Source organism: Dellaglioa sp. CoH-57-MRSF-21 (assembly GCF_056781915.1).
This window is the reverse complement of sequence record NZ_JBXAXU010000003.1, coordinates 1-19,285: the sequence shown is the minus strand read 5'-3', so window position 1 is coordinate 19,285 and position 19,285 is coordinate 1. Positions and strand designations below refer to the sequence as shown.

Below are 19,285 nucleotides of genomic sequence, written 5' to 3'. Positions count from 1 at the left end.
AACTCTGTTTTATAATTTGATTTCAATATCAACGCCACTAGGTAAGTCAAGTTTCATCAATGAATCAACTGTCTTAGGTGTTGGGTTAACGATATCAATCAAACGTTTATGTGTAAGCATTTCGAATTGTTCACGTGAATCTTTATGCTTATGTGGTGAACGTAAAACTGTGTATAATGTACGTTCTGTTGGCAATGGAATTGGTCCAGAAATTGTTGCCCCTGTTCTTTTTGCAGTTTCAACAATCTTGTCAGCAGATTGGTCTAAAATACGGTGTTCGTAAGCTTTTAAGCGAATACGAATTTTTTGTTTTGCCATTTTGTTCCCTCCTTCGTCTATTTTAAAAATAAGACTAGCTCCGTGTAAGTGACCGACACACCTTGCGTGGCAAAGCTGCCGGGCGTGTCGCAATCTTTCACATCTTAGCTCATTCTATGAAACCCTATCGCAGGGCGTAATACGCCATCTGTTTTTGGGTACTTATCTATACTACTAGAGATAAAGCCTTATGGCAAGTGCTTTCTTATTTTTTTTCAAAGTTTCTCATTATATAATCATAATTAACATTTTTAAAACTTTTTTTATTTTCCAAATGTTATTTTACCACAAAAAAAGAAGCTATCAACAAGTGATAACTTCTTTTATAATTCAGACCAACTAATTAATCAGTAGCTGTTCCGTTTTTCTTCATAATTTCTTCTTGGATTGATTTTGGTACAGCTTCGTAATGATCAAATGTCATTGTGAATGTACCACGTCCTTGTGTAGAAGAACGTAAAGTAGTTGCGTAACCGAACATACCTGAAAGAGGAACCATTGCGTTAACAACTTGTGCATTTCCGCGAGCTTCCATACCTTCAACACGTCCACGACGAGCAGTTACATGTCCCATAACATCACCTAAGTAATCTTCAGGAGCGACAACTTCAACTTTCATCATTGGTTCAAGAATAACAGCACCAGCACTCTTAGCAGCTTTTCTCAATGCCATTGAGGCAGCTACCTTAAATGCTGATTCGTTAGAATCGACATCATGATATGATCCATCATATAACTTAGCTTTAACATCAATAAGTGGGTAGCCTGCAAGAACACCATTTTGCATAGCTTCTCTCAAACCTTGTTCAACTGAAGGAATATATTCACGAGGAACAACCCCACCGACGATAGCGTCTTCGAATGCGAAACCGCCACCCTCTTCATTAGGTGAGAATTCAACTGTAACATCACCATATTGACCTTTACCACCAGATTGACGAACGAATTTACCTTGTGCAGAAACAGTTTTTGTAAATGTTTCACGGTAGGCAACTTGTGGTTCACCAACAGTAGCTTCAACGTTAAATTCACGTCTCATACGATCAACGATGATATCCAAATGCAATTCACCCATCCCAGCGATTAAAGTTTCACCAGTTTCAGGGTTAGTTTCAGCCTTGAATGAAGGATCTTCTTCTGCTAGTTTTTGTAAACCGATATCCATCTTATCTTGATCAGCTTTTGTTTTTGGTTCGATAGATACTTGGATAACTGGTTCAGGGAATTCCATTGATTCAAGGATTAATGGATGTTTTTCATCCGTTAATGAATCACCAGTTGTCGTATTTTTCAAACCAATAGCAGCAGCAATATCACCAGAGAATACTTCAGGAATTTCATTACGGTGATTTGAATGCATTTGAAGGATACGACCAACACGTTCACGCGTGTCTTTAGTAGAGTTCAAGACATAAGAACCAGCTTGTAATGTACCTGAGTAAACACGGAAGAATGTTAAACGACCAACGAAGGGATCCGTTGCAATTTTAAATGCTAAAGCAGCGAAATCTTTGTCATCACCGGCTGTGATTTCAACTTCTTCATCTGTTTTAGGATCTACTGCGTTATAAGGTTTAACATCTAAAGGAGATGGTAAGAAATCATTAACAGCATCCAACATCATTTGAACACCCTTGTTTTTAAATGCTGAACCAGCAAGAACTGGGTACATTTCAAGATTTAATGTTGCTTTACGGATAGCAGCTTTGATTTCATCTTTAGTAATTTCCACACCATCAAGATATTTTTCCATAAGCTTTTCATCAACATCAGCAACGGCTTCAACTAAAGCTTCGCGACGTTTTGTAGCTTCTTCTAAATATTCTTCAGGAACGTCAATACTTTCCCATGTAGCACCTAAATCTTCGTTATCATATAAATCGGCTTTCATTTCGATTAAATCAATAACACCTTCAAAATCATCTTCAGCACCAATTGGCATTTGGATAGGAACAGCATTTACTTGAAGACGATCTTTGATTGTGCCTACTGAGTAATCAAAATTAGCACCCATTTTATCCATCTTATTGATGAAAACGATACGAGGAACTGAATATGTTGTAGCTTGACGCCAAACGTTTTCAGTTTGTGGTTCAACACCAGATTGACCATCTAAAACAACAACGGCTCCATCTAAGACACGAAGTGAACGTTCAACTTCAATAGTGAAATCCACATGTCCTGGAGTATCGATGATATTAATACGATGTTCTTTCCATTCAGCAGTTGTTGCAGCTGATGTGATTGTGATACCACGTTCTTGTTCTTGTTCCATCCAATCCATTTGTGAAGCTCCTTCATGAGTTTCACCAATTTTATGAATTTTACCAGTATAGTATAAAATACGTTCAGTAGTTGTTGTCTTACCAGCATCGATATGAGCAACAATCCCGATATTACGCGTTTTTTCTAGTGGGAATTCGCGTTTATTTGCCATTTTGTAGTATCTCCTTTCGATTCTAAAATAGATTCAAAAAAATGACTACTATATCGATTATCAAAATCATATAATAGCCATTCTTTTATAAAATTACCAGCGGTAATGTGCGAATGCTTTATTAGCGTCAGCCATTTTATGTGTATCTTCACGTTTCTTAACTGATGCACCAGTATTGTTTGCTGCATCCATGATTTCTTTAGCTAAACGTTCTGGCATAGTATGTTCCCCACGTAAACGTGCGTAACTTACTAACCAACGTAAACCTAAAGTTGAACGACGATCAGGGCGAACTTCAATTGGCACTTGGTAGTTAGAACCACCGACACGGCGAGCTTTAACTTCAAGTACAGGCATGATGTTTTTCATAGCTTCATCAAAAACTTCATTAGGTTCGTTTCCTGTTTGTTCTTTAATCATTTCGAATGCATCATACAAGATCTTTGATGCAGTACCACGACGACCATCTAACATTAAACGGTTGATTAAACGTGTTACTAATTTAGAATTGTAAATTGGATCAGGCAATACTTCTCGTTTTGGAGCTGGGCCTTTTCTTGGCATCTAAATAACCTCCTTAGATTCTATTTTTATTAGAATAACTTTATTCTTATTTAGGTCTCTTTGCGCCGTATTTTGAACGACTTTGTTTACGATCAGCAACACCGGCTGTATCAAGAGCACCACGGATAACATGGTAACGTACCCCAGGTAAATCTTTTACACGGCCACCACGAATAAGAACAACACTATGTTCTTGCAAGTTATGTCCAATACCAGGAATGTAAGCTGTAACTTCAAGTAAGTTAGATAAACGCACACGCGCATATTTACGTAAAGCAGAGTTAGGCTTTTTAGGTGTCATTGTTCCGACACGAGTAGCAACCCCACGTTTTTGTGGTGCAGGATTATCTGTTTGAACTTTTTTGTAACTGTTATACCCGAAGTTTAATGCGGGTGCACCAGATTTTGAACCTTTAGAATTACGACCTTTACGAACTAATTGATTAATTGTTGGCATCTAAAGTTTCCTCCTTCCTTATTATAGGTTAATTGTTTTTTAAGTCCACACATCCAGGTGGTTCATTTTTTAATAATAAAAAATAACGTCCTAGACGTCTGTCTTATAATGCGCTGCTGTTATACAGAATCTCAACTATGTAGATGAATTAACTGTTCACAAAAAGCACCTTACACAGAATATCACGGTATTTAATATACGTCAATGGTATTTACACTAAAAAGCGTATTTTTTAATAGGAGGATTTAAATTATGTTAATTAGTTATTTATTTTTACTAGGTGCTTGCCTAGGTTCATTCATCACCTGCATTGCCACACGCTGTGCATTGAATCAGAATCAATTCAACAAAAGATCAATCTGCGACTATTGTGGTACAAAAATACCTTGGTTTGATCTAATTCCTATCTACGCTTATCTTAGATTACACGGACACTGTCGATTCTGCAAGGGAGAATTCCCAGCCTATTCATTTATTTTTGAATGTAGTTTGGCCGCCATGTTGCCCTTATCTTTCACTCAACTATCTCTTTTTGAATTTCTATTACTTATAACGTTCTTATTTTATTTAACTTTTCTATCAGCTATGGATTTCACTAACCGACTGATTTCTGGTCGCTTAACTATCGGTGGTGGAATACTATTCATCCTGTGGCATTATCTGTTATTTGGGTTTCCAGACTCACTAATAGCAATTAGCTTATTCAGTCTGTTTCTATTTGTCTTATGTTTTCAACAAAAGCTCGGCCTTGGCGATTTTATTTTACTGATTATCATTCAACTAACATTTGGTGTTCATTTTTGTTTGATTGCCACTCTTTTTGCTTGTATCAGCTCACTTATCTACTTTTTTACTGTAAAACAGAGTCGATATCAATTTTTCCCATTTGTCCCACATATAACGTTTGGCGTTTATATTACTATTGCGTTATCTTTCTTCATATAAATAAAAAAGCTAAGCAAATTTGCTTAGCTTTTACTTTAATCTTCGATTGCGTCATTCAAATGACCATAATTGAATAGAATATTTAAGATAACAGCCGACAGACTACCGACAACAAGTCCATTACCAAAAATGGTCTGGATTGTTAAGGGTAATGCTTGGAGTAATGCTGGTTGTACTGTTACACCAAGTCCTAAGCTGACCGAAATACCGATAATTAATAAATTACTATTACTACCTTCAACTTCGCGCAACATTTTAATACCTTGTGCACCAACCATACCGAACATAACTAACATAGCACCACCTAAAACGGCTGCTGGAATGACAGTTGCTGCTGCACCAATTTTAGGAAGTAACCCTAAAGCAATTAAAAAGAACGCTGAAAAATAAACAGGTTTCTTCGTTTTAATTCCTGATAGTTGCACAATTCCAACATTTTGTGAAAATGTCGAGTATGGGAACGTATTAAAGATACCACCTAAAACAGCTGCGATACCTTCAGCACGGTACCCTTTTTTTAAATCATCTTTTCTGATTGGACGACCAACGATATCTCCCAGCGCAAAAAATACACCAGTTGATTCAATCATAGTTGTTAACGCTGCTAATATCATAGTCACAATTGATGACCATTCAAATTTAGGGGCAGCAAACATAAAAACATGGGGTAATTGAAACCAATTAGCTTGGCTAACTGGGTCTAATGTTACTTTTCCCATAAATGAGGCAACGACCACACCAACTAAAATACCAATTAAGATACCCACTTGTTGAATGAATCCGCGGCCCCAAATGTTCAAGCCTAAAATAACGGCAATGGTTACACCTGCAACTATTAAGTTAGGGATACTACCAAATGATTTGGCTGTCACATCCCCACCGCCCATGTTGGTAAAGGCAACTGGAATTAACGTTAATCCGATTAACGTAATTAATGATCCTGTCACTACTGGTGGGAAGAATTTTCTAATGTTTGCAAAGAATCCCGAAATTAGAAATATAAAAATACCAGCAGCAATAATTGATCCATACATTGTTCCTAATCCAAAATGTTTTCCTACTGCAGTCAATGGTGCAACGTATTCAATCGCGCACCCAAGTACTACAGGTAAACCAATGCCAGTAAAACGTGTGCGTTTCAATTGTAATAATGTTGCAATCCCACACATGAAAATATCCATCGAAACTAAATAAGTAATTTGTTTTGTACTAAACCCAAGTGCAGCCCCAACTAATAATGGTACCAAAATGTCGCCTGAATACATGGCTAATAAATGCTGTAATCCTAATATTGCTGCTCTAAAATTTGATAAATTAGATTCATCCAAACTACTATTTTCTAATTCCGTGCTATTCTTCATTTGATCCTCCACATTATCTTTCACACTAATAAGTCGGATTTTCTATGGATTTCATGCCTAATACATGCTTGCTTTAACTCACATATAGTCCGGAATTTACGGCTCCGGGTAGAAACTAGCATCCATATCATGACATTATATAGGTGATCAGTATTTTTTATTGTATGACAATATTAACACAGTCTATTTACCCATACAATGGTTTGCGGACGTTATTAAAATGTAAGCGTTAATTGTTCGCTAATAAAGCACAAAAAAAAGAACAACTCTTAAATTAATAAGAATTGTTCTTTTTTAGCTATGACGTTAATCGTTCACGCTAGCTTCTTCTTCTTTCATTCGTTTCTCAATATCTGAGATTGAATAAACATTAGCTGAAATTGAACCTGTTTCTTTTGGTTTAATTTGACGGTAATCTGGCATACCAGTACCGGCAGGAATAATCTTACCAATAATAACATTTTCTTTCAGACCAATTAATGGATCATTCTTACCGCGAATAGCAGCATCCGTAAGAACACGAGTTGTTTCTTGGAATGATGCAGCTGATAAGAAACTGTTTGTTTCTAGAGATGCTTTAGTGATACCAAGTAAGACAGGACGTGAAGTAGCTGGAATGCCACCTTTGATCAATGTCTTATAGTTATCTTCTTTAAGATCCATGATATCCATTAAAGTACCTGGTAATACATTTGTGTCACCGGGATCCATAACGCGAACCTTACGTAACATTTGACGAGACATAACCTCCACATGCTTATCAGAGATTTCTACCCCTTGCATACGATATACTTTTTGAACTTCACGAAGAATATAATTCTCCGTAGAAAGAACATCACGAACTTGAATTAATTGTTTAGGATCAATTGAACCAACTGTTAGTGCTTCACCACGATGAATTTTATCACCTTCGGCAACTTTAAGAACAGCAGTATAAGGTAAACTATATGTTCGTGTATCAGTTTCACCTTTAACTGTTACTTCTTTAGTACGTTCAGCAGGATTTTCTTCAATTGCTTCAATCATACCTGTTACTTCTGTAATTTCAGCACGACCTTTAGGATTACGTGCTTCGAAGATTTCTTGAACACGAGGTAACCCTTGTGTAATATCATCTCCAGCAACCCCACCAGTATGGAAAGTACGCATTGTTAATTGAGTTCCGGGTTCACCGATTGATTGAGCAGCAACAGTACCAACTGCTTCACCAACTTCAACCTGATCACCAGTAGCCATATTACGACCATAACAATGTTCACAAACCCCATGCTTAGTGTTACATGTAAATGCTGAGCGGATAGTTACTTGTTCGATTCCAGCAGCGATAATTGCTTGCGCTTTGCTTTCTTCGATCATTTCGTTTGAAGCGACAATAACTTCACCAGTTTCAGGATTTTTAACGGTCTTCATTGCATAACGACCTAAGATACGGTCATACAATGGTTCGATCATTTCATTTCCTTCTTTAATAGCTGATACATCTAAGCCACGATCAGTGAAACAATCTTTCTCACGAATAATAACATCTTGAGCAACATCAACAAGTCGACGAGTCAAGTATCCAGAATCGGCAGTCTTCAAGGCCGTATCAGTCATACCTTTACGAGCCCCATGAGTTGAAATAAACATTTCCAACACTGACAAACCTTCACGGAAGTTAGAAATAATAGGTAATTCCATTGTTTTACCATTAGGAGCTGCCATCAAACCACGCATACCAGCTAATTGAGTAAAGTTAGAAATATTACCACGGGCTCCAGAATCACTCATCATTTGAATAGGATTTTGTGTGCCCAATGCTTCCATTAGTTTTTGTTGAATATCATCTTTTGCTTGTGTCCAGATAGCAATAACACGTTCATAACGTTCATCTTCTGTAATCAAACCTCGACGGAATTGTTTTGCAACTAAAGCAACTTGTTTATGAGCTTCTTCAATAATTGCAGGTTTTTCCTTTAAGTCAGTTACATCAGAAATACCAACTGTAATACCAGCATGTGTTGATTGATCATAACCTAAGTTTTTAAGACGATCTAACATCTTAGACGTTTCAGTTACTTTAAATCGTTTATAAACTTCAGAAATGATATCACTCAAGAATCCTTTTTTGAAAGGTAAAATAATTTCTTGTGCTTTAATAACATCACCAATATTTTGACCAGGTTCAACAAAATATTTGTCGGCTGTTTTATTAATTAAGTTATCATTCTTAGGTTCATTAATGTAGGCAAATTCATTAGGTAAAATTTCATTAAAGATTGCTTTACCAACAGTTGTTATCATAATGCGTTCTTTTTGCCAATCTGTAAATGGTTTACCTTCAGCAGCTAATGTTGCTGTTTGTAATCCAATACGAGTGTGCAAATGAACGTAACCATTACGGTAAGCCATTACAGCTTCGTTAGCATCTTTAAAGATCATACCTTCGCCTTCGCGGCCAGCTTCTTCCATTGTAAGGTAGTAGTTACCTAAAACCATATCTTGAGAAGGTGTTACAACTGGTTTACCATCTTTAGGTGCCAAGATATGATGAGCAGCTAACATAAGCAAACGAGCTTCTGCTTGTGCTTCATCAGATAAAGGTACATGGATAGCCATTTGATCTCCATCAAAATCAGCATTGTAAGCTTCACAAGCTAAGGGATGAAGACGAATTGCTTTACCATCAACTAAAATTGGTTCGAAAGCTTGAATACCAAGACGATGAAGTGTTGGTGCGCGGTTAAGGAGAACTGGATGTTCAACAATAACTTCTTCTAAAACATCCCAGATATCTTCATCGCGACGATCAAGTTTACGTTTAGCATTTTTAATATTTGAAGCCATTTCACGTTTAACAAGTTCTTTCATCATAAATGGTTTGAATAATTCCAAAGCCATTTCACGAGGAATACCACATTGATTCATTTGTAACGTTGGTCCAACAGCAATAACTGAACGGCCTGAATAATCAACACGTTTTCCAAGTAAATTTTGACGGAAACGTCCTTGTTTACCTTTCAACATATGTGAAAGAGATTTCAATGGTCGGTTACCAGGTCCAGTAACTGGACGGCCACGACGACCATTATCAATCAATGCATCAACAGCTTCTTGTAACATACGTTTTTCATTTTGAACAATAATACCAGGAGCGTTCAAATCTAATAAACGTTTTAGTCGGTTATTTCGGTTAATAACCCGTCTGTATAAATCATTCAAATCAGAAGTGGCAAAACGGCCACCTTCTAATTGAACCATTGGACGTAAGTCAGGTGGAATAATAGGAACAGCATCCATAACCATCCATGCAGGTTCATTTTCAGAAAGTAAGAATGCTTCTAAAATGTCCAAACGACGAACAGCACGTGTTCTCTTTTGGCCAGTAGCATCTTTCAATTCTTCTTTTAATTCTTCAGATTCACCAGCAAGATTAACATCACGTAATAAATGACGAATAGCGTCAGCACCCATTCCAGCTTCGAATTCAGTCCCGTATTCTTCACGTTTTTCACGATATTCACGTTCTGTTAATAACTGTTTCTTTTCAAGAGGTGTGTTACCAGGTTCAGTAACAACGTAAGAAGCAAAGTAGATAACTTCTTCCAAAGCACGAGGACTCATGTCTAAGACAAGACCCATACGACTTGGAATTCCTTTAAAGTACCAGATATGTGTAACTGGTGCAGCTAATTCAATATGACCCATACGTTCGCGACGTACTTTAGAACGAGTAACTTCAACACCACAACGATCACAGACGATACCTTTATAGCGAATACGTTTGTATTTACCACAGGCACATTCCCAATCTTTTGTTGGTCCAAAAATACGTTCATCGAATAGTCCGTCTTTTTCAGGTTTTAATGTACGATAATTGATTGTTTCGGGCTTTTTAACTTCACCATATGACCAGCTTCTAATCTTATCAGAAGATGCTAAGCCAATTTGCATGCTATCAAATTTATTGACATCGATCAAAGGACCGACCTCCCTTTAGTTTTATAGTGTGTTGGATTTCTCAAACTAAGCATTAGCTTCATCCACACAAATTTGAGTTCAGTAACTAAGCCAAAATTATTCTTTGTTCATTTCAGCAGCCATTTTTTCGGCTTCTTCTTTAGCTTTTTTCTCTTTTTGTTCATTAGCTAATTTGCTTAACGCATCCACATTAACGATATCATCATCGTCATCATCCATGTCACGTAATTCAATTTCAGTCTTTTTAGCATCAAGTACTTTCATATCTAATCCTAATGACTGTAATTCTTTAACAAGAACACGGAATGATTCAGGAACACCTGGTTTAGGAATTGGTTCGCCTTTGACAATTGCTTCGTATGTTTTCACACGACCCACAACATCATCAGATTTATACGTTAAAATTTCTTGTAACGTGTAAGCAGCACCATAAGCCTCAAGTGCCCAAACTTCCATTTCACCAAAACGTTGTCCACCAAATTGTGCTTTACCACCTAATGGTTGTTGCGTTACTAATGAGTATGGTCCTATTGAACGAGCATGGATTTTATCATCAACCATGTGAGCAAGTTTCATATAGTACATAACACCTACAGAAACACGGTTATCAAATGCATCACCTGTACGTCCATCATATAAGATTGTCTTACCATCATCTGAAATTCCAGCTTCTTTAAAGACATTCCAGATATCTGAATCGCGAGCACCATCAAAAACTGGTGTTGCAACATGGATACCTAATTTACGAGCAGCCATACCTAAATGAAGATCTAAAACTTGTCCAATATTCATACGAGAAGGAACACCCATGGGATTCAAAAGAATATCAACTGGTGTACCATCTGGCATGTAAGGCATATCTTCAGAAGGGACAACGATTGAAACAACCCCTTTGTTACCATGACGTCCAGCCATCTTATCACCCACACGTAACTTACGTTTTTGTGCAATGTAGATACGAACCATCATATTAACACCAGGACTTAATTCATCCCCTGCTTCACGAGTAAAGATTTTAACATCTTGAACAATACCGCCACCACCATGAGGAACTTTCAATGAAGTATCGCGTACTTCACGAGCCTTTTCTCCAAAGATAGCATGTAATAAACGTTCTTCAGCAGATAATTCAGTAACCCCTTTAGGTGTTACTTTACCAACTAAGATATCACCATCATTAACTTCAGCACCAATACGGACGATACCAAATTCATCAAGATCTTTTAATGAATCTTCACCAACATTAGGAATTTCACGAGTAATTTCTTCAGGTCCTAATTTTGTATCACGTGCTTCTGATTCAAATTCTTCAATATGAATTGATGTGTAGACATCATCACGAACAAGACGTTCGTTAATGATAACAGCATCTTCAAAGTTATAACCATTCCAAGTCATAAAGGCAACTAATGGGTTTTGGCCTAAAGCTAATTCCCCATTTTCCATTGAAGGACCATCAGCTAAAATTTCATCAGCATCAACATGATCGTTTACACGAACAATTGGACGTTGATTGTAGTTTTTACCACCATTTGAACGATGGAATTTCATTAATTTGTATTTATCTAAAGCGCCATCTTCACGACGAACACGAATTTCACGTGCATCAACGTATTCAACAGTACCTTCGTTTTTGTTAATTAAAGCGACACCAGAATCATGAGCTGCCTTATATTCAATACCTGTACCAACAAGTGGTGAATGAGGATTGATTAAAGGAACAGCTTGACGTTGCATATTGGCACCCATCAAGGCACGGTTAGAATCATCATTTTCCAAGAAAGGAATACATGCTGTAGCAACAGCCACAACTTGTTTAGGTGAAACATCCATGTAATCGACTTTATCAATACCGATTTCGATATTTTCTGAACGATTACGAGCCATAACGAGTTCATTTACAAATGAATCATCTTCATTTAATGGTGAGTTAGCCTGTGCAATAACATAGTTATCTTCTTCATCAGCAGTCAAGTAATCGATTTTATCAGTTACTTGATGTGATTCCCAGCTCACACGACGATAAGGTGTTTCAATAAAACCATATCGGTTAACACGTGCATAACTTGATAAACTATTAATCAAACCAATGTTAGGTCCTTCAGGCGTTTCAATTGGACACATACGACCGTAATGCGTGTAATGAACATCACGAACTTCATATCCAGCACGATCACGAGTCAAACCACCAGGTCCTAAGGCAGAAAGACGACGTTTATGTGTCAATTCACCAAGTGGATTAGTTTGATCCATGAATTGTGATAATTGAGATGAACCAAAGAATTCTTTAATAGAAGCCACAACAGGACGAATGTTAATCAATTGTTGTGGTGTAACAGTTGTTGTATCTTGAATTGACATACGTTCACGTACAACACGTTCCATACGTGATAAACCAATTCTAAATTGATTTTGTAGTAATTCACCAACTGAACGAATACGACGGTTACCTAAATGATCAATATCATCCACAGAACCAATATTTTCTTTTAAATTAAAGAAATAGTTCATTGAAGCAATAATATCAGCAGGTACAATATGTTTGTATTGTAAGTCAATATTGCCATTACCAATCATTGGCATCTCACGTTCTGGGTCTACTTGAGAATAAACCTTAACGATTTGAAGTACCATAGGTTCAGTAACAACACCATCTTCTGATGGGTGGTATGTGACCGTCTTGAAATCTTGACGATCAAGATATGGTGCTAAAGTTTCCATAACTTGTTTATCAATTACGGTATCTTTTTGTGCAAGTACTTCACCAGTATCTGGATCAGCCAATGTTTCAGCTAATGTTTGGTTCAATAAACGTGTTTTCAAGCTTAATTTTTTATTAATTTTGTAACGACCAACTGGAGCTAAGTCGTAACGTTTTGGATCAAAGAAACGAGCTGTCAATAAACTACGTGAGCTATCAGCTGTTTTAGGTTCGCCGGGACGTAGACGTTCATAAACATCTTTTAAAGATTCTTCAACACGTGAATCATCCGTATTTTTATGAACATCTTTTTCAAGTGTTAGCATTAAGCTATCATTGTTACCCAACATTTCAATAATTTCATCATCAGAACCAAATCCTAAAGCGCGGACCAATTCAGTTAATGGAATTTTACGTGTACGATCAATACGTACATATGAAATATTTTTAGCATCTGATTCATATTCTAACCATGCACCACGGTTAGGAATAACAGTTGTGCCATATGTTTCACGGCCATTTTTATCTAATGAACCATTGTAGTAAACCCCTGGTGAACGAACTAATTGAGAAACAATAACTCGTTCAGCACCATTAATGATAAATGTTCCTTGTTCTGTCATTAATGGGAAATCACCAAAGAAAACATCTTGAGATTTAATTTCGCCAGTTTCATGGTTAGTTAAACGTAATGTAACATGTAATGGAGCCGAATAGTTCGCATCATGTGCGCGTGCTTCATCTACAGTGTATTTAGGTTCTAATAATTGGTAATCAACAAATTCTAATGATAAGTTACCAGCAAAATCGTCAATTGGCATGATGTCTTCAAACATTTCACGAAGACCTTCATCCAAGAACCATTGGTAAGAGTCACTTTGAATTTCGATTAAATTAGGTAAATCTAAAACTTCTTTGATACGTGCGTAACTTCTACGTGTACTGTGTTTACCGTAGTTTACTAAATGTCCAGCCAAATTAGTCACCTCTCAAATTTATTCTGTAAACCTGCCAAAGTCCGATGATTTTATATTACAGTTTGATTACAAATTGCATACTAGACGAAAAAATCGGTTTTTTTGGCAAAAGAAAAAACAAAAACAGTTTATTTATTTTTAAATAATCACCATTTTTGTCTCTCTATAAGGCTTCTTACGGACAATAGATCGTAATCAGCTATAAAAATTCACAGTATTATACATTTAATTATCATATACGCTATTGAATCGGATGTCAACAGTTCGTGCTCATTAAGTCATCGTCACAAATTCTTCAGCACTCGTTGGGTGAATAGCAACTGTATCATCGAAATCTTTTTTAGTTGCGCCCATTTTAATTGCTACTGCAAATCCTTGTAGCATTTCGTCCATGCCTTCTCCAACACCATGTAATCCAACAATTCGTTCATCTTTACCAACCGTAATTAACTTCAGGTTTTCCTTCACCTTACTATCACCTAAACTATAACGCATTGGTGTAAATGATGATCGATAAATTTTTAGATTTTCTTGACCATATTCTAAAGTTGCTTCAGCTTCAGTTAAACCAATCGTTCCAGCAACTGGATGTGAGAATACCACTGTGGGTACCAATTTATAATCTAAATGTTCCGTAGGTTTATTATTAAACACACGCTCCATTAATCTTCGGCTAGCTGCAATTGCAACAGGTGTTAAGTCAAGTTTACCAATAACATCCCCAGTCGCATAAATACCAGCAACTGATGTATTTTGATACTCGTCGACCACAATAGTACCATTATCATTTAATTTAATATTTGTGGCAGAAATATTCATTTTATCGGTAACTGGTCGGCGGCCAACCGCCCAAATAACACAATCTACGACCAATGAGTCATCATTGGTAATAACTTCATATTTACCATCACTTCGCCGTTTCAACTCTGTCACCTTTGAGTTAAAACTAATATCAATTCCATTTTCTATATACGTTTCTGTTACATTTGTTGAAATTAATTCATCAAAATTAGGTAACAACGTGTCGTATTTTGCATACATGTGAACTTTTGACCCTAGTGCATTCAACGTTCCAGCAAGTTCAGTACCAATATAACCGTTTCCGATAACCGCAACTTTAGCAGGTAATTCTTTCAAATCATCAAAGAATTGATTAGATTCAATCCCATACGTTGCGCCAGGAATGTCGGGTATATTGGGTGTTCCACCAGTTGCAATTAGTATGTGCTCTGAGACATATTTTGAGCCATTAACTTCAACTGTTTGATTATCAATAAATTTTGCATAGCCTTTAATGACTTGTACCTGATTTTTATCTAAATTTCTGAAATATGCGCCATGTAATCGTTCAATATATGCAGAACGGTTAGCAACTAATTTTTCAAAATCAAGTTGCGGCTGTTGTTTAGTAAACCCATAATCAGTAGCTAAATCAAAATCTTGTGCTAACGCTGCTGCAGACCACATAATCTTTTTAGGTACACATCCAACGTTGACACAAGTTCCACCAATTTCATTTCCTTCTATTAAAATTACTTTTTTTCCAAAAGAACCAGCTCGATTTGCTGCTGCAATTCCAGCAGAGCCTCCACCAATTACAATAAGATCTATTTTTTCCATAGATAACACTCCTTTTCTAGTGATAAAAAAGGTGCAACTACATGAATAGTTACACCTTTTTAAGTTTACTTCACTGCTACTTTAGTTTTTGATTCTTTAATCGTTACTTTGATAACACCTTTTACAGCACCAATTGTAATATTATCATTATCTTTTATTTGACCAGAAAGAAGAATATCACTTAGACGGTCCTCAACTTCTGTTTGTAATGCACGACGAATGGGTCTAGCACCATATTCTGGATCAAACCCTGCCTTAGCAATCACATCAATTGCTGCAGGTGATATTTTAACCTTAATATCTTGTTCCTTCAACCTATCAATAACTTCTTTAGTCATCAATTTCACAATCTCATGTAATTCAACTTTAGTTAATGAATGGAATATAATTGATTCATCAATTCGGTTTAAAAATTCTGGACGAAAGGCTTTTTTAAGAGCCGCGCGAATTTTTCCAGACATTGCCTTATATTCATCTTTTTCAGATTCTACACCAAATCCAACAAACTTCTCATCACGAACGGCAGTTGCACCTAAGTTAGATGTCATAATGATAATTGTATTTCTAAAATCAATACGACGTCCTTTAGAATCTGTTAAGTATCCATCATCTAACACTTGAAGTAAAATATTAAAAACATCAGGATGCGCTTTTTCAACTTCATCCAAGAGAACAACAGAATATGGTGTCTGACGAACTTTTTCAGTCAATTGTCCACCTTCATCATATCCAACGTAACCTGGTGGCGATCCAATCAAGCGACTTGTACTATATTTTTCCATATATTCCGACATATCCACTCGAATCATTGCTTCTTCAGAGCCAAACATAGCTTCAGCAAGTGCCTTAGCTAATTCAGTTTTACCAACACCCGTTGGCCCAAGGAACATGAATGAACCAATTGGTCTTGCTGGATTTTTCAATCCGCTTCTAGCACGTCGAATAGCCTTTGCAATTGAGCTAACTGCCTCATTTTGACCAATAACACGTTTATGCAAAATGTCTTCAAGATGAATTAAGCGATCACTTTCACTTTTATTCAATTGTTGTACTGGAACACCTGTCCAATCAGAAACAATTCCTGCAATTTCTTCGCTAGTTACCTTTATATCATAATGTTCTGCACTAGACTTAACGGCAGCATTTTTTTCGGCTTCTAAATCTTCAACCTGCTTTTTAACACGCATTTCTTTTGTACGAATACCCGCAGCTAATTCAAAATCTTGCTGACTAACTGCATCATCTTTTTGTTGACGCAATTCGTCAAGTTGATCTTGTTTTTTACTTAATTTTGATTTAGTCCTTGGGCGCTCAATACGAACCTGAGCAGCGGCTTCATCCATTAAATCAATCGCCTTATCAGGTAGGAATCGATCAGTAATATATCGATTACCCATTTCTACTGCTGCTTCAATTGCATCATCGGTAATTTGCACGCGATGATGTGCCTCATATTTAGGTCGGAGTCCCTTTAAAATATCAACAGTCTGTGCTTCTGTTGGTTCTTTGATTGTGATTGTCGCAAAACGTCGTTCCAAAGCAGCATCAGATTCAATGTATTTTTGATACTCATCTAATGTCGTTGCACCAATAACTTGAACTTCACCACGAGCCAATGCAGGTTTTAATATATTAGATGCATCTATTGCACCTTCTGCACCCCCTGCACCAATTAACGTGTGTAATTCATCAATAAATAAAATAACATCTTTAGTCGTGTATACTTCTTTCAATATTTTCTTTAACCGATCTTCAAATTCACCACGATATTTTGTTCCCGCAACTAATGATCCCATATCAAGCATCATTAATCGTTTTCCAATCATGTCTTCAGGAACGTTTCCGTCAACTAATCGTTGAGCAAACCCCTCAGCGATTGCAGTCTTACCAACACCAGGTTCACCAATTAACACTGGATTATTCTTAGTTCGACGACTCAATACTTGAGTTAATCTTTTCACTTCAGAATCTCGACCAATTACAGGGTCAATCTGCTTATCACGAGCCATTTTAGTCAAATCACGTGCTAATTCATCTAATGTAGGTGTTCCCTCTTCTGGAGTTTGTTTACCACGATTCTTTTGTCTCATCTGAACTTCACTGACACCAAGTTGACGGAAAATCATTTTACGTACCTGCTTAACATCAGCACTTAATCCGCCCATAATTCTTGATGATAATATTTCATTATTACTTGTTAGCGCTAGTAAAAGATGCTCTGTACCCACCTTACTTGCATTTAAATTTTTAGCTTCATCGTTAGCAATTGATAAAATCATTTTTGCTTTTGGTGAGTAAGGTAAATAATTATCATTTTTATTTAATCTCAATGATCCATAACCAGTGAATCTTTCGATTTCTTCCATTATATCTTCTGGATCAACATTAAATTGTTTCAATACTTTATCTGCAATACCATTTTGTACTTCAGACAAAGCCAAAAGTAAATGTTCAGTACCAACGGCTTGTTGACGATAGTGTTTAGCAGCTTCCTGTGCTCGAATAAGAACTTCTTTTGCACTCGGCGTAAATAAATTATCCATATTATTACCTCTTTCTACTCTTCATATCGTAAGCGATTAATTAAATTAATCAACATTTTAGCGCGTATCATATTTTCTGATTCTGTATCCATACCAAGAAAAACATCTTTCTTTATTATAGCTAAAACTAAATTTGATTCTTTTTTTGTCAATGTCTTCTCATCATATAAACTTTGAATAATATCGTAACCTTCTTGTTGGGATACGTTTGTACCAATTAAATTTTCTATTGTTTGAATAAATTCTTGATCTACAAAAAGATTTACCTTTTCTATCCTAATATATCCACCGCCACCACGTTTACTCTCTACTACATATCCATTTTGAATAGTAAATCGCGTGTTAATAACATAATTTATTTGCGATGGTACACAATTAAATAATTCAGCAACTTCAGAACGTTTAATGACTATTTCTTTTTCGTCTAAAAGAATTTTCTTAAAATACTTCTCAATCACATCAGAAATATTCTGACCCTGCATATTCATCACCTCAAATAGTTTGACTAATGTTGACTTTCATTATACGAAATATAAATTAAAATTGAAAGTTATTTGTCCTAAACAAAAAAAGGAATTTAAACATAAAGTTTAAATTCCTTTTTCAATTAATCGGGAAAACAGGATTCGAACCTGCGACCCCCTGGTCCCAAACCAGGTGCTCTACCAAGCTGAGCTATTTCCCGAACACAAAAAAATGCACCCAGTAGGAGTCGAACCTACAACCTTCTGATTCGTAGTCAGACACTCTATCCAGTTGCGCTATGGGTGCATTAAAAATATAAAATTAAAACAATAAATGGTGCCGAGGACCGGAATCGAACCGGTACGGTGATCACTCACCGCAGGATTTTAAGTCCTGTGCGTCTGCCAGTTCCGCCACCCCGGCATTTATTGAAAAGCGGAAGACGGGATTCGAACCCGCGACCCCCACCTTGGCAAGGTGATGCTCTACCACTGAGCTACTTCCGCAAAAAAATTAAAAAATGGTGCCGACTAGACGATTCGAACGCCCGACCCCCTGATTACAAATCAGGTGCTCTACCAACTGAGCTAAGTCGGCATAACTGAAAATGATGCGGGTGAAGGGACTTGAACCCCCACGTCTTACGACGCTAGATCCTAAATCTAGTGCGTCTGCCAATTCCGCCACACCCGCAGAATGTGGAATTGAAAATGAGCCGTGACAGGCTCGAACTGTCGACCCTCTGATTAAAAGTCAGATGCTCTACCAACTGAGCTAACGGCTCAAATGGAGGTTACAGGGCTTGAACCTGTGACCCTCTGCTTGTAAGGCAGACGCTCTCCCAACTGAGCTAAACCTCCAAATAATAAAAAAAGCATGGCAACGTCCTACCCTCGCAGGGGGCGACCCCCAACTACTCTTGGCGCTAAGAAGCTTA

11 protein-coding genes, 8 tRNA genes and 1 riboswitch are annotated in these 19,285 nt (G+C 36.9%); of the genes, 1 reads left to right on the top strand and 18 read right to left on the bottom strand.

Features of this window, described 5'->3' with window-relative positions:
* Positions 1–9: 9 nt before the first annotated feature.
* The 4 genes from rpsJ to rpsL form a co-directional block, all read right to left on the bottom strand.
* Positions 10–318, bottom strand: a complete 309-nt coding sequence (rpsJ, locus tag AC1RPQ_RS03775; protein ID WP_057974643.1) for a 30S ribosomal protein S10 — start codon at positions 316–318, stop codon at positions 10–12.
* Positions 319–661: 343 nt separating this feature from the next.
* Positions 662–2,755: an elongation factor G gene (gene fusA, locus AC1RPQ_RS03770; protein WP_409022017.1), complete on the bottom strand. Its 2,094-nt coding sequence runs from the start codon at positions 2,753–2,755 to the stop codon at positions 662–664.
* Between the two features lie 93 nt (positions 2,756–2,848).
* Complete coding sequence (gene rpsG, locus AC1RPQ_RS03765) at positions 2,849–3,319, bottom strand: 30S ribosomal protein S7 (RefSeq protein ID WP_057974645.1); 471 nt, start codon at positions 3,317–3,319, stop codon at positions 2,849–2,851.
* Between the two features lie 46 nt (positions 3,320–3,365).
* Positions 3,366–3,776 carry a 30S ribosomal protein S12 gene (rpsL, locus tag AC1RPQ_RS03760; protein WP_057974646.1) on the bottom strand — a complete coding sequence of 137 codons (411 nt, stop codon included), beginning with the start codon at positions 3,774–3,776 and terminating at the stop codon, positions 3,366–3,368.
* 252 nt (positions 3,777–4,028) lie between these two features.
* On the opposite strand from rpsL, the gene AC1RPQ_RS03755 reads away from it, so the two are divergent.
* Positions 4,029–4,721 (top strand): prepilin peptidase, encoded by a 693-nt coding sequence (locus AC1RPQ_RS03755; RefSeq protein WP_481761617.1) that lies wholly within the window; start codon positions 4,029–4,031, stop codon positions 4,719–4,721.
* A gap of 35 nt (positions 4,722–4,756) precedes the next feature.
* On the opposite strand, the gene AC1RPQ_RS03750 is transcribed toward AC1RPQ_RS03755, so the two are convergent.
* From AC1RPQ_RS03750 to AC1RPQ_RS03685, 14 genes are all read right to left on the bottom strand, one after another.
* On the bottom strand, positions 4,757–6,082 hold the full coding sequence (locus tag AC1RPQ_RS03750) for a nucleobase:cation symporter-2 family protein (protein WP_481761618.1): 1,326 nt from the start codon (positions 6,080–6,082) through the stop codon (positions 4,757–4,759).
* Positions 6,083–6,147: 65 nt separating this feature from the next.
* A riboswitch (purine riboswitch) is annotated at positions 6,148–6,245 on the bottom strand.
* Between the two features lie 143 nt (positions 6,246–6,388).
* Positions 6,389–10,042: a DNA-directed RNA polymerase subunit beta' gene (gene rpoC, locus AC1RPQ_RS03745; protein ID WP_481761619.1), complete on the bottom strand. Its 3,654-nt coding sequence runs from the start codon at positions 10,040–10,042 to the stop codon at positions 6,389–6,391.
* A gap of 96 nt (positions 10,043–10,138) precedes the next feature.
* The gene (rpoB, locus tag AC1RPQ_RS03740) at positions 10,139–13,729 is read right to left on the bottom strand and encodes a DNA-directed RNA polymerase subunit beta (RefSeq protein WP_481761620.1); all 3,591 of its coding nucleotides are present in this window, start codon (positions 13,727–13,729) and stop codon (positions 10,139–10,141) included.
* Between the two features lie 264 nt (positions 13,730–13,993).
* Positions 13,994–15,340, bottom strand: coding sequence for a glutathione-disulfide reductase (gene gorA / locus AC1RPQ_RS03735; RefSeq protein WP_481761621.1), 1,347 nt, complete (start codon positions 15,338–15,340; stop codon positions 13,994–13,996).
* A gap of 65 nt (positions 15,341–15,405) precedes the next feature.
* A complete protein-coding gene (locus AC1RPQ_RS03730; protein WP_481761622.1) occupies positions 15,406–17,883 on the bottom strand; it encodes an ATP-dependent Clp protease ATP-binding subunit in 2,478 nt (825 codons plus the stop codon).
* Positions 17,884–17,897: 14 nt separating this feature from the next.
* Positions 17,898–18,365, bottom strand: coding sequence for a CtsR family transcriptional regulator (locus AC1RPQ_RS03725; protein WP_481761623.1), 468 nt, complete (start codon positions 18,363–18,365; stop codon positions 17,898–17,900).
* 129 nt (positions 18,366–18,494) lie between these two features.
* Positions 18,495–18,568: transfer RNA gene (locus tag AC1RPQ_RS03720), tRNA-Pro, on the bottom strand.
* Between the two features lie 12 nt (positions 18,569–18,580).
* A tRNA-Arg gene (locus tag AC1RPQ_RS03715) sits at positions 18,581–18,654 on the bottom strand.
* A 28-nt stretch (positions 18,655–18,682) separates the two neighbouring features.
* Positions 18,683–18,771 (bottom strand) — tRNA-Leu (locus tag AC1RPQ_RS03710).
* A gap of 11 nt (positions 18,772–18,782) precedes the next feature.
* Positions 18,783–18,854 (bottom strand) — tRNA-Gly (locus tag AC1RPQ_RS03705).
* A gap of 15 nt (positions 18,855–18,869) precedes the next feature.
* Positions 18,870–18,945: transfer RNA gene (locus tag AC1RPQ_RS03700), tRNA-Thr, on the bottom strand.
* A 14-nt stretch (positions 18,946–18,959) separates the two neighbouring features.
* Positions 18,960–19,041 (bottom strand) — tRNA-Leu (locus AC1RPQ_RS03695).
* A gap of 18 nt (positions 19,042–19,059) precedes the next feature.
* Positions 19,060–19,132 (bottom strand) — tRNA-Lys (locus AC1RPQ_RS03690).
* 3 nt (positions 19,133–19,135) lie between these two features.
* Positions 19,136–19,208, bottom strand: a tRNA-Val gene (locus tag AC1RPQ_RS03685).
* Between the last annotated feature and the right edge of the window lie 77 nt (positions 19,209–19,285).

Coding starts and splice junctions, on each gene's coding strand:
- rpsL (WP_057974646.1), bottom strand. CDS start 3,776: ATGCCAACAATTAATCAATTAGTTCGTAAAGGTCGTAATTCTAAAGGT.
- AC1RPQ_RS03755 (WP_481761617.1), top strand. CDS start 4,029: ATGTTAATTAGTTATTTATTTTTACTAGGTGCTTGCCTAGGTTCATTC.
- AC1RPQ_RS03725 (WP_481761623.1), bottom strand. CDS start 18,365: ATGCAGGGTCAGAATATTTCTGATGTGATTGAGAAGTATTTTAAGAAA.
- gorA (WP_481761621.1), bottom strand. CDS start 15,340: ATGGAAAAAATAGATCTTATTGTAATTGGTGGAGGCTCTGCTGGAATT.
- AC1RPQ_RS03730 (WP_481761622.1), bottom strand. CDS start 17,883: ATGGATAATTTATTTACGCCGAGTGCAAAAGAAGTTCTTATTCGAGCA.
- fusA (WP_409022017.1), bottom strand. CDS start 2,755: ATGGCAAATAAACGCGAATTCCCACTAGAAAAAACGCGTAATATCGGG.
- AC1RPQ_RS03750 (WP_481761618.1), bottom strand. CDS start 6,082: ATGAAGAATAGCACGGAATTAGAAAATAGTAGTTTGGATGAATCTAAT.
- rpsG (WP_057974645.1), bottom strand. CDS start 3,319: ATGCCAAGAAAAGGCCCAGCTCCAAAACGAGAAGTATTGCCTGATCCA.
- rpsJ (WP_057974643.1), bottom strand. CDS start 318: ATGGCAAAACAAAAAATTCGTATTCGCTTAAAAGCTTACGAACACCGT.